General features: G+C 69.5%; 11 protein-coding genes. 4 read left to right on the top strand and 7 right to left on the bottom strand.

Features of this window, described 5'->3' with window-relative positions; genetic code table 11:
- Nucleotides 1–24 precede the first annotated feature (24 nt).
- Nucleotides 25–396, top strand: coding sequence for a nuclear transport factor 2 family protein (locus tag A6A29_RS16440; protein WP_073720833.1), 372 nt, complete (start codon nucleotides 25–27; stop codon nucleotides 394–396).
- 386 nt (nucleotides 397–782) lie between these two features.
- Nucleotides 783–2186 carry a DUF7507 domain-containing protein gene (locus tag A6A29_RS16435; protein WP_241838519.1) on the top strand — a complete coding sequence of 468 codons (1404 nt, stop codon included), beginning with the start codon at nucleotides 783–785 and terminating at the stop codon, nucleotides 2184–2186.
- An 11-nt stretch (nucleotides 2187–2197) separates the two neighbouring features.
- Here A6A29_RS16435 and A6A29_RS16430 read toward each other — a convergent pair whose 3' ends face one another.
- The 5 genes from A6A29_RS16430 to A6A29_RS16410 all read right to left on the bottom strand — a co-directional run bounded on the left by A6A29_RS16430 (nucleotide 2198) and on the right by A6A29_RS16410 (nucleotide 6792).
- On the bottom strand, nucleotides 2198–2902 hold the full coding sequence (locus A6A29_RS16430) for a M24 family metallopeptidase (RefSeq protein WP_073720832.1): 705 nt from the start codon (nucleotides 2900–2902) through the stop codon (nucleotides 2198–2200).
- A 127-nt stretch (nucleotides 2903–3029) separates the two neighbouring features.
- Complete coding sequence (locus tag A6A29_RS46590) at nucleotides 3030–3218, bottom strand: hypothetical protein (RefSeq protein ID WP_241838518.1); 189 nt, start codon at nucleotides 3216–3218, stop codon at nucleotides 3030–3032.
- A gap of 246 nt (nucleotides 3219–3464) precedes the next feature.
- A complete protein-coding gene (locus A6A29_RS16420) occupies nucleotides 3465–5411 on the bottom strand; it encodes an ABC transporter permease (protein ID WP_073720831.1) in 1947 nt (648 codons plus the stop codon).
- 78 nt (nucleotides 5412–5489) lie between these two features.
- Nucleotides 5490–6296 (bottom strand): molybdate ABC transporter substrate-binding protein, encoded by an 807-nt coding sequence (gene modA / locus A6A29_RS16415; protein WP_073720830.1) that lies wholly within the window; start codon nucleotides 6294–6296, stop codon nucleotides 5490–5492.
- A gap of 100 nt (nucleotides 6297–6396) precedes the next feature.
- Complete coding sequence (locus A6A29_RS16410) at nucleotides 6397–6792, bottom strand: TOBE domain-containing protein (RefSeq protein WP_073720829.1); 396 nt, start codon at nucleotides 6790–6792, stop codon at nucleotides 6397–6399.
- 154 nt (nucleotides 6793–6946) lie between these two features.
- On the opposite strand from A6A29_RS16410, the gene A6A29_RS48070 reads away from it, so the two are divergent.
- Nucleotides 6947–7627, top strand: a complete 681-nt coding sequence (locus A6A29_RS48070; RefSeq protein ID WP_198953096.1) for a transposase — start codon at nucleotides 6947–6949, stop codon at nucleotides 7625–7627.
- Between the two features lie 20 nt (nucleotides 7628–7647).
- Here A6A29_RS48070 and A6A29_RS44770 read toward each other — a convergent pair whose 3' ends face one another.
- Nucleotides 7648–7947, bottom strand: coding sequence for a hypothetical protein (locus A6A29_RS44770; RefSeq protein WP_143196994.1), 300 nt, complete (start codon nucleotides 7945–7947; stop codon nucleotides 7648–7650).
- Nucleotides 7948–8481: 534 nt separating this feature from the next.
- Nucleotides 8482–8871, bottom strand: a complete 390-nt coding sequence (locus A6A29_RS16400) for an ATP-binding protein (protein WP_073720828.1) — start codon at nucleotides 8869–8871, stop codon at nucleotides 8482–8484.
- A 1167-nt stretch (nucleotides 8872–10038) separates the two neighbouring features.
- Between A6A29_RS16400 and A6A29_RS16395 the strand changes: the two genes are divergently transcribed.
- Complete coding sequence (locus A6A29_RS16395; protein WP_073720827.1) at nucleotides 10039–10359, top strand: MerR family transcriptional regulator; 321 nt, start codon at nucleotides 10039–10041, stop codon at nucleotides 10357–10359.
- The last annotated feature ends 747 nt before the right edge of the window (nucleotides 10360–11106 follow it).

Below are 11106 nucleotides of genomic sequence, written 5' to 3'. Positions count from 1 at the left end.
GACACAGGGAAAGGAGACTTCGCTATGGAGCAGAACATCAGCGAGACGGCGATACGGTTTCTGCGGCGTCTGGAGGCGTACGACTTCGCCGACGCCCGGGCGATGTGCACCGACAAGGCCACCGTGTGGCAGAACGACGGCCAGGGTGAGCAGGCGATCGACGAGCGGCTGCGACAGTTCGGTTCCTTCGCGGCCACGGTCGATTCGCTGCGGTTCGACGTGATCCGCCAGTTCCGGGACGCCGACGAGGTGCTCCTGCAGTATCTGCTTCACCTGGTCACGGCCGACGGATCACGCAGCGAGGTGCACGCGGTGGTGCACTTCCGGTTCGAGGGCGGGCTCATCGACCGGATCGAGGAGAACATCTACACCGTGCCGGAGGAGAAGGACGCCTGATTCTCTGCCCGGCGGACCTGGGGACGGAGGCCTGCGGAATGGCTGCCGAGGGTGTCAACTCGCCGCGGAGCGCATCACCCTCACGGCAGGCGAACAAGGGGGGCGACGTCACTGTTTTCGGCCGTTCGAGGGGTGGCGGCAGGTAAAGGTGTGCCCCATGCGTTCCGGGTGACGTGCGTATGGCGGCCGGTGCGGACGTGGTGCCGTCGGCCCCGGTGGATGTGTCCGGTAAACCGGCTGTGCCGGATTGGCGCGTATCCATGGGCATTTGCTTTCCGCATCCCTTGAATTGCGTTGTGCTTTCGGTGGTTACACCTCCGCCGAGGCTCAGACCCCTGGTCCGGTCGGCGGAGGATGCCGACCGTCGCCGAACCAAGGGGAAATCAGTGACCACACCTCCACCGGCTCCGCTCCGGGTCGCACTGGTCAACGGAAGTTTCGAAGAGCCCGTCGTCACCGACTTCGAGATTCTTCCGGACGCGTCACAGACGCAGGCAGTCAAGCGTGTACCGGGCTGGCGCACCACCTCGACCGATCACGCGATCGAGCTGTGGCGTTCCGGCTTCAACGGCGTGCCGGCCGTGCACGGCTCCCAGTTCGCCGAGCTGAACGCGCGCCAGGTCGCCACGCTCTACCAGGACCTGCCGACCACGCCCGGCTCGAAGCTGTACTGGAGGCTGTACCACCGCGGACGGCTGGGCCAGGACACCATGGCACTGGACATCGGCACACCGGGCTCCGCGGTCGAGCAGCGGCGCTTCACCGACGGCAACAGCGCCTGGGGCTACTACACGGGCACCTATATCGTTCCGGCAGGCCAGACGCTGACCCGGTTCGCGTTCCGTTCCATCTCCGCCGCCGGCGGAAACCAGGGCATCGGGAACTTCCTGGACGGCGTCTTCTTCGGTACCGCTCCCTATGTGGTGCTCACCAAGACCGCCATCCCCGTGGGACCGCTGGAGGTGGGGGACGTCCTCACCTACCGCATCACGGCCAGGAACGAAGGCGGAGGCGCGGCCGAAGCGGTCGTCCTGACCGATGTCATTCCCCCAGGTACGACGTACCTGCCCGGATCCCTGCGCATCGTCGACGGCCCCAACGCCGGGCCGAAGAGCGACCGGGCCGGCGATGACCAGGCGTCCTTCGACGCCCAGGGCAACAAGGTGGTCTTCCACCTGGGAAACGGCGCTTCCGGTACGCAGGCGGGCAGCCTGCCCAACACCGAGACCCTGCCGGGCGGCACCACCGTGGAGTACCGGGTCACCATCGGCCTGACCGCAGGTGGCCGGCGGGTCATCAACAGCGCCACCGCCGCCTACGAGAACCGCCTCGGGCCGAGCCCCGAACCGCTGACCGCCACGTCCAACGAGGCGGTTACGGAGGTCAATCCGGCTGCCGACCTGACCGTGGTGAAAGCGGCCGACGCGACCACGGTCACCGAGGGACAGACCGTGACCTACCGGATCGCCGTGCGGAACACCGGGCCGAACCGGGCCACCGGCGTCACCGTCACCGACCGGCTCCCCGGCCATCTCACCTTCCTGTCCGCCAAGTCCTCCTCGGGAACCTACGATCCGGCGACCGGGCAGTGGACCGTGGGTGACCTGGCCGTCGGCGCCGGCGCCACCCTCGTGCTGCGGGCCAAGGCGACCGCCCCCGGCTCGATCACCAACACCGCCACCGCCACCGCCCACGAGAAGGACCCCGACCCGACGAACAACTCCGACGCCGTGACCATCTGCGTCGAACGCGCCCCCTCCTGCTGCGACCCCTGCTCCGGTAAGGAGTAACCGCCCAGGAGTTACGCCAGGTCCAACAGTTGCTCGTAGAAACCGCCGAAGCCGTGCGCTTCGTCGATGAGGTGGATCTCCAGAATCCAGTGGCAGCGCCATCCGGCCCGGTCGGTGTGCCGGATCGGATGGCCGTTGTCCGGGGTGACATAGGAGTCGGTCTTCGCGCCGTCGATCATCTCGTGAGGGAACTCGCCGACCAGGTGGCCCGCGTGCCATCCGCCCAGGGCCCAGCCTGCCTCGGCGGCCAGGCGTTCCACTTCGGCGTACAGCAGGCGGCCGGTGATGTGCGGGTCCGACCGGAAGGCGCTCCGGCCCGCGGCGAAGACGGTGGCCAGGTCGTCGCGGAGCCGGTGCTTGTCCGGGTCGTCGCCGAAGACGAAGGTGCGGCCGAAGTCCGCCTCGTACTCCTCGAAGATCGGTCCGAAGTCGGCGAACGCGATGTCGTCCTCGCCGATGATCCGGTCCGGGGGGTTCTCCTTGTACGGGAACAGCGTGTTCGGGCCCGATCGGACGATCCGCTTGTGCCAGTGCTTCGTGGTGCCGAACATCTCGTTCGCGAGGTCCCGGATCCGGTCGCTGACCTCCCGTTCTCCCGCCCCGGGCGCCACCAGGCCCCGTTGTTCGACCTCGGCGAACAGGGCCTCGGCCTTGCGCTGTGCCTCCACCAGGCCGAGGGCGCGCACCTGCTCGTCCATACGGTCGGGTACTCCCATGGTGCTGTTCCTCTTCCTCACTGGCGGGTTGCGCGCACGATGACGAGCGAACCGTCGTAGGCCGGCCGCGTACGCAGGTGACCGAATCGCCGGTCCCAGGCCCCGGAAGCCAGGTCGCGGCGCAGTGTCACGTCGAGCGTTCCCGCACCTCGTCGTCGACGAAGCTCCACGCGGAGCAGGCCTGGCGGGCGGCGGGATCCAGAAGCATCTCGGGCCGACCGTAGTAAGCCTCGTCGAAGCCGTCGGTGCAGTCCAGCGGGATCGGAACGGTCCGGAAGGATGTCTCCGGCGCGGATGTCCCGGGCGCTGCCGTCACCGCACTTCGAGCCCGTGGTCATGCACGGCTCCTTCCGCTTCCGGGTACCGGACGCACCCTCATTCGTCCTGCGTCCGCGAGGGCTATTTCGTAAACCGGATGGCACATGCTCGTTCCATCGACCAAACACCCCACGGATGCGGTTCTGGATGATGTGTCCTTCCGTCCGATCGGCGGGCGATCCGCAGGTGTGCCGGGCGCATCCGCGTCGCCACCCCGCGGCGAGTTCCGGGGTGCGGGGCCCGATCAGAGGGCCACGGCGGTGACTTCGGTGGCCTTCACGCTCGTCCACACCGGTACTCCGTCGGCCAGGCCCAGTTCGGCGGCGGACTGCGGGGTGATCTCGGCGACGAGGTCCGGTGTCCGGTCCGACACGATCAGGACCCGGAGCCGGCTCCCGCTGGCGGTGATCTCCCGTACGGTCCCGGACCAGACGTTGCGGGGGCTGCCGGTAGGCTTGTCGCGGTGTACGGAGACGGCTTCCGGGGCGATGACCGCGAGCGCGGGCGTGCCCGTCGGCAGGGGGTCGGCGAGGATGAGGCGGCCTCCGCCCCGCAGTCGGAGCCCGTCGTCGGTGGCGGTGCCGGGCCAGGCGTTGCGGCCGAGCATGCGGGCGACCCAGGGGGAGCGGGGGTGGCGGGCGACGTCGGCGGGCGGGGCGTCCTGGAGGGCGCGCCCGTCGTCCAGGACGAGGACCCGGTCGGCGAGTGCGATCGCCTCGACGGGGTCGTGGGTGACGATCAGGCATACGCCGCCGAAGCCGTCGAGATGGCGGCGGAGGGTGTGCCGCACCTGGGCGCGGGTCGTCTGGTCGAGGGCGGCGAGCGGTTCGTCGAGCACGAGCAGCCGGGGGCGGGCGGCCAGCGCACGGGCGAGTGCGACGCGCTGGGCCTGGCCCCCGGAGATCTGCGTCGGTCTGCGGTGCGCGAGATGACCGACGCCGAGACGGTCCAGCCACTCCTGGGCGTGGCGACGGGCCTCGGCGCGCGGGACACCGTGGGCACGAAGCCCGTACGCGGTGTTGGCCAGCGCGTTCATGTGCGGAAAGAGAGCACCGTCCTGCGGCACCCAGGCCACGCCCCTGCGGTGCGGGGGGAGCGCGGTGACGTCGGTGTCGCCGAGCCGGAGTTCGGCGTGGGCGCGCGGGGTGAGGCCGAGCAGGGCGCGCAGCAGGGTGGTCTTGCCGGCGCCGTTGGGGCCGACGACGGCGATGGTGGTTCCGGCGTCCGCATCGAGGGTGAGGTCGTTGAATCCGGTGACCGTGGCGTGGAGCGGCCAGTTCCCCCCGCCGCCGTCGAGGTGGGGCGCGACCGCCGCGGTGGCGTACGTGTCCTGCGGGGCGGAGCCGGATTCGTCCGCCGGAACGTGTGGCCGGGCCGCGGCCCTGTCCGGGGTGCCGGTCCAGCGTCCGCGCAGGGCGATGAGGACGACCATGGCGATGGCGAGGAGGAACAGGGAGACCGAGGTGGCGGCTTCCGGGTTGTCCTGGAGCAGCAGGTAGACCTGGAGGGGCAGCGTCTGGGTGGTGCCGGGGAGGTTGCCCGCGAAGGTGATGGTCGCGCCGAACTCGCCGAGTGCGCGCGCCCAGGTGAGGGCGGCGCCCGCGGCGAGTCCGGGGGCGACCATCGGCAGGGTGACGGTGAGGAACACCCGTACCGGCGAGGCTCCCAGGGAGGCCGCGGTCTCCTCGTAACGGGGGCGCAGTCCGCCGAGTGCTCCTTCGAGGCTGATGATCAGGAACGGCATCGCGACGAACGTCGCGGCGAGGACGGCGCCGGAGGTGTGGAAGGGCAGCGTGATGCCGAACGTGTCCTCCAGCCACGGCCCGAGCAGCCCGCGGCGGCCGAAGGCCAGCAGGAGGGCGACACCGCCGACGGTGGGCGGCAGCACCATGGGCAGCAGCACGAGGGTCCGGACGAACGCCTTGCCGGGGAAGTCGACCCGGGCCAGCAGCCAGGCCAGGGGAACACCGAGGACGAGGGAGAGGCCCAGCGCCCAGGCGGAGACGATCAGGGACAGCTTCAGCGCTTCGGTCGTCCCGGGACTCGTGAGGTGAGCGCCCAGATCGGCCCATGAGGTGCGGGCGAGGATCCCGATCAGCGGCAGCAGCAGGAAGGCGATGGCCAGCAGCGCGGGGATCGCCAGGGCTATCGGTGCGCGGGGGCCGGTGGCGCGGTGGCGAAGGCGTCTCATCGAAGGTCCCTGATGCTCGAAGTGCCGTGCGGGCGGCCCGGCCCCCGAACCGGGCCGCCCGCACGGGTCGGTGGCCTGTTACGGCTTCTGGAAGCCGGCGGCGGCGAGGATCTTCTGGGCCTCGGGGGTGGACAGCCACGCCACGAACGCGGTCGCGGCCTCACTGTGCTTCGAGGTCTTCAGTGTCGCGGCCGGGTAGGAGGCGACGGCGTTCTGCGCGTCCGGGATGTCGATCGCCTCGACCTTGTCGGTGGCCGTGGCGGCGTCCGTCCTGTAGACGAGACCGGCGTCGGCCTCGCCGAGTTCGACCTTGCTGAGGACGGCGCGGACGTTGGGCTCCTGGGAGACCGGCTTCACGTCGATCTTCTGTGCGTCCAGGATCTGCTGGCTGTAGCGCCCGACCGGAACCTCGGGCGCGGCGAGTACCACCTTCAGCTTCGGGTCCGCGAGGTCCTTGAGGTTCTCGACCTTCTCCGGGTTGCCCTTGCCCGTGGCGATCACCAGGCGGTTCTTCGCGATGACGGTCGGCGCTCCGGTGTCGGACTTCAGCCCGTCCATCGTCTTGGTGTCCGCGGTGACCAGGGCGTCGGCAGGTGCGCCCTGCTTGACCTGGGCGGCGAGTTCCTGCGAACCGGCGAAGGAGAACGTCACCCTGGTTCCGGGGTGTTCCTTCTCGTAGGCCGCACCGGCCGTCTTGAAGACATCGGTGAGCGAGGAGGCGGCCAGAACCGTCAGGTCGGCCTTCGGTGCGCCCGAGGCCGAGGAGGTGGCCTTGTCGCCCGAGTCCTTCTTGTCGTCGTCGCTGCCGCAGGCGGCCAGCGGAACGAGCAGAGCGGCCGTGAGGATCGCGGCCGCGGTACGCCGCCTGGTGAAGGTGAGGGACATGAAGGGGGGACTCCTTGGGGACGCGGTCGGCTCGTGCTGCCCGAGCGGATGATGGTGAGCCGCGCCGGGGACGGGCGACGCCGCTGGGTGGAGCGGTGGATCAGGTGCGATCGATGTGCACGCTGGTCGACTTGACGCGGGCGGTGGCCTGCATGCCGACCTCCAGCCCCAGCTCTTCGACCGCTTCCCGGGTCAGGAGCGAGACGAGACGGTGCGGGCCGGCCTGGATCTCCACCTGGGCCGCGACGTCGCCGAGTTTGACGGCGGTGACGATGCCGGGAAAGGCGTTGCGGGCCGAGGTGTAGGACACCTCGTCCTCACCGGTGCCCCCCTGGGCGACTTCGATGGAGAACGCGGCCAGGTCCCGGCCGTCGATGAGGCGGCGACCGCTCTCCTCGCGGTGGGTCGCGACCCGTCCGGCATCCGCCCAGCGGCGGGCTGTGTCGGGGCTGACGCCGAGCAGACGAGCGGCCTGCCCGATGGTGTAGGACTGCATGTGCGACACGTTAGAGGAACTGAGCCCGTATTTACAAAGCTTAATGCGAATCTCCATGGTAAATGCGCCGCCATCTGGAGGATGGTCCGAAAGCGGGGGCCGAGGGTGTGTACAGGGAAATGCAGACCAGGAAATACCCGTCATTTCCGTATGAATGAGATGCGCCCCTCATGAGCCTGGGCACCCGCACCCGCATCCGCATCCGCATCCCCGGTACCTCGCGCTGATCCACCAGGGATTACGGGACAGCCCTTGGCGGCCCTCCGACCTCAGCCGGGCCGCGCGTCCCGCCGCCACCGAGCACAACCCCGGCCTGCGCGCCGCGTTCGGTGTCGGCCCCGACATCGCGGCCCAGCTTTTGGTCACCGCCGGAGGAAACCCCGACCGCCTGCGCACCGAGGCATCCTTCGCGGCGCTCTGCGGCGTCGCGCCCGTCTCCGCCTCCAGCGGCAGGACCAACCGCCACCGTCTCTCCCGAGGCGGAGACCGCAGGGCCAACGCCGCTCTCTACCGGATCGCTCTCGTCCGTATGTCCAGCGACGCCCGCACCCGCGACTGCGTCGCCCGGCAGACCGCCGCCGGACGCACGAAGAGGGAGATCATCCGCCTGCTCAAGTGGGCGATCGCCCGGGAGATCTTCCGCTGCCTCACCACACCGGTCAGTGTCCCGGACATCTCTGACCTCCGGCCTGCGCGCCAGGCCAAGAACATCACCCTCACCACCGTCGCCGAACACTTCGGCGTCTGGCCTGCGGTGATTTCCTGCATTGAACGCGGCACACGCCGCGACGACGGCCTCGCCCACGCTTATCGAGACTGGCTCACCGCCGCTTGACCGCTCTCCTGGGACCGTGCTCAGTCTGTCCAGGTCAGAACTGCCAGTCCACGTCGGCCGGCGATGAGATAGAAGCTCTGCCGCAGCCCAACATGCTCGATGAGGTACTCGTGCGGGTGTCCGTTGAACCCTCGGAATCCGCATGTTTCGGCAGCTTCCAAGTGGTCCGCAGGCAGGCAGCCGAGTACTTCGCCGATGTCCAAAGCGGCCAGCCCACAGGCCACTTCGGCCGCTGCCGCAGGAGCGAGAACGAACCGAGCGACCTGACGATTTGCCGTCAGGTCCGAGACCGTGGCCTGCCCGCGGCCGAGCGCGAACATGGTCAACCTAGATGGCCGGCGGCCTCTTCCTCTCGCTACGGCATCGAACCGCAGGCGGAAGAGGGGTGGAGGGGGGGCCGCCTGAAGGCCGCCCGTTCTTCAGCCGCGTGGACGGGCGGCCAAGCGCTTAGGAGGCGCTTGGTGAGGGCACGTCTGCTGTGCCTCTGACCTGCTCTTGCGTGATGCCCTGACCGGCCGTCAGCGAATCTTCAGGCGTTCTCGGGAAGGATCCCGCTGGTCCCGACTACTGCCGGGTGCGTGACGGATGGCGTGGCGGCAAAGCCGACCACCTGGCCACCCTCACATGAGCCGACAGCACCCGGACCACGTCGCCGAGCGGTACGTGCGTTGATCTTCGGATCGTCTGTGGTCTTCGGGCGGTTGCCGCGGGGGTGCCGTCAGGCGATTTCTGTCCTCGCGGCCCGGGGCCGGGCGGGTGGGGTGGGCGCCGGGCGGTGGTGATGGTTCTGGCCGCGTGTATCCCTCTGTGGGTTGCGGCTGGGCGCCCCCGTCCGGGGTGCGGGCGCTCTGGTGCTAGCGGGGGAGGAGGGCGGTGACGGTTTTGCCGCCGGCCGGCTGGTGGGTGATCGCGGTGGTGCGGGCGAGGTGGTTGACCATGGGCCAGCCGAATCCTCCGGTGCCGCCGGTCCGGTCGGGGGTGCGCATGCGTGGGGCGTGTGGGCTGGGGTCGTGCACGGCGACTTCGATGGTGTCGGGGTGTGCGGTGAGGTTCAGGGTGCAGGTGCCGCCGCCGTGGCGCAGGGCGTTGGTGACGAGTTCCGAGACGACCAGGACCACGGTGTCGGCGGCCTCGGCTCCGATCGCCGGTACGAGCCCGTCGAGGAGGTCCGGGGTCTCCTCGCGTGCGCCGGCGACGGATGTCGCGGAGCGGACGTTTACGGCGGTGATGCTCATCGTGTCCATCAGGTCCCCCGGTCTCTGGATCGTCAATGCCCGGTCCTGCCTGTTGAGGGCCTATGCCCGGGCTGCGGCCCGTCAACCCGGTTTGCTCCCGCCTTCCCTCTCTGTTCGAGGTGGATTGCCTCCCTGCCGGGCACGCCAATATCTGTGGTGGCTGGAGTAGACATCGGGTGGTGGTGTGGTTATGGTTTCTCTCGTAGCCCAGAGAGACGGCAGGGCCCGGCAGAGATGAACTGCCGGGCAGCAGTACCCGTAGTTGCAGTGTGCAGGGCGGTGCGGTGGTGGAGTTCCGGAGCCAGGGTGGTTGCAGGACGGCGACGGGGCTGACGGCCGGACCGGGTGGCCCGCGGTAGTCAGGGGCCGCCGTGAGCAGTACCGCAGTTCAGTCAGTGCAGTACCCGCACGTGCGGGGCGCGGTATCCAGCAGTGAAGTGAGTGGTTCCTCGGTGAAGGCGTCGGCTGCGGGCGGGCGCATCGGGAGGTTCGGCAGTGGGGTTCTAAGCCAGAGCAGACGCAGGACGGGCAACGGGGCTGGCTGCCGGAGAGTGGCGCTGTCACAGGTCACCAGCAGGGCGGTGCGGTGGTGGAGTTTCGGAGCCGGAGAAGTTGCAGGATGGCGACGGGACTGACGGCCGGACCGGGTGGCCCGCAGTCATCAGGGGCCACCGTGAGCAGTTCACGTAGTGGCATCACGCAGCAGCAGGACCAGGAGCGGTTCCTCGGTGAAGGCGTCGGCTGCGGGCGTACGCACCGGGAGGTTCGGCAGTGGGGTTCCAAGCCAGAGCAGACGCAGGACGGGCGACGGGGCTGGCTGCCGGAGAGTGGCGCTGTCACAGGCCACGGAGCAGTTCGCATCACCAGCAGTACGCAACAGAGCAGTACCAGCAGTTGGTAAGTGATTGATCCCAGAGGGAAGAACGGAGGAGCCAGGCGCCATCAGGATCGCCCGGGCGGAAGTCTTGAGCCCGGGTACCGCAGGACATCGATAGTGAGGTGGTCTCCGGTCAAGCAACCGCGATCCCCGCAACCCCCGGACCTCTTCCCGGCGGGCATGCGGAAACACAGAGCCGGCGTAGCCGATCAAGGCCGGCTGATGGTGTAGCAGTTCCTTCGGGGCCCGGGTGCCACATGGCACCCGGGCCCCTCCAGCGCGTTCCACAGAGAGGTAACATGACAGCAGACGACTCGTTCGGCCGACTCGACGACGACGACTACCCCGCCTACACCATGGGCCGGGCCGCCGAAATGCTCGGCACCACCCAGGGCTTCCTCCGCGCCATCGGCGAAGCCCGCCTCATCACCCCACTCCGCTCCGCAGGCGGCCACCGCCGCTACTCCCGCTACCAGCTGCGCATCGCCGCCCGCGCCCGGGAGCTCGTCGACCAGGGCACCGCCATCGAATCCGCCTGCCGCATCGTCATCCTCGAAGACCAGTTGGAGGAAGCCCAGCGGATCAACGCCGAATACCGCCGCGCCGCACCGAAGCCGTAGCCGCCGACTGCGGCCCGAGAGCTGTGGCCCCGCCCCCCACCGGCATACTCCGGGCGTTCTGTTCAGGCTGTCTTTGCAGCGAGGGCAGATATTTCCGGTCGTGCCCAGCGGGCAGCCCGGCGGGCGGCAATCCCTGTTGTGCCGCGTCGCGCAGGGCGAACCGTTCGACGATCGGGTGCGGGTGCCGGGGGCGCCCGGGGCGAGCGGCGTGACGGCGTCGTCCCGGGAGCCTCCGGGGCTGACGAAAACAGGGACTGGAACCCGGACGCGGCCCGCCCATCCGCCTGGTCCCCGACGCGGGGGCGGGGCAGTGACGCGCGGAAGGACGGAAGGGCGTCATCTCATCGGCCCGCGTCCGCGAGGCGCGACCAGGCGCCCGGCGCCAACCACCGTAGACGCAGGGACGGCCACAAGGCAGCCACAGATCATCCCCGCGCATCTCGGAACCAGCCCCCGAACTCTGCTCTGCTCACACCCGGGCCGCCCTCGGAGAACAGGCTGTTCGGCATGATCCGCCGGGGGGAACGAGTGCCTTCCGGCCTTCCAACCGCATGTGTCTGGACAGGGGCACCGACACGCCGGCAACCGGCTGACCAGCCGCCCGTGCTGCTTCGCCGTTCGATGGGCAGTCGGCGTGCGTGAGATCGGTGAGAGGCGGGCGCTGTCGGTGTCCTGCGTTACTACGGTCGTTTGTCGGCGACGGGTGAATCGTGACCCTCTGACAGCGGATCAAAACTGACCCACCTC

Origin of the sequence: Streptomyces sp. TSRI0281 (assembly GCF_001905125.1) — a bacterium.
Taxonomy (GTDB): domain Bacteria; phylum Actinomycetota; class Actinomycetes; order Streptomycetales; family Streptomycetaceae; genus Streptomyces.
The sequence above is the reverse complement of the archived record's forward strand: the minus strand, read 5'-3'. Positions and strand labels throughout refer to the sequence as shown.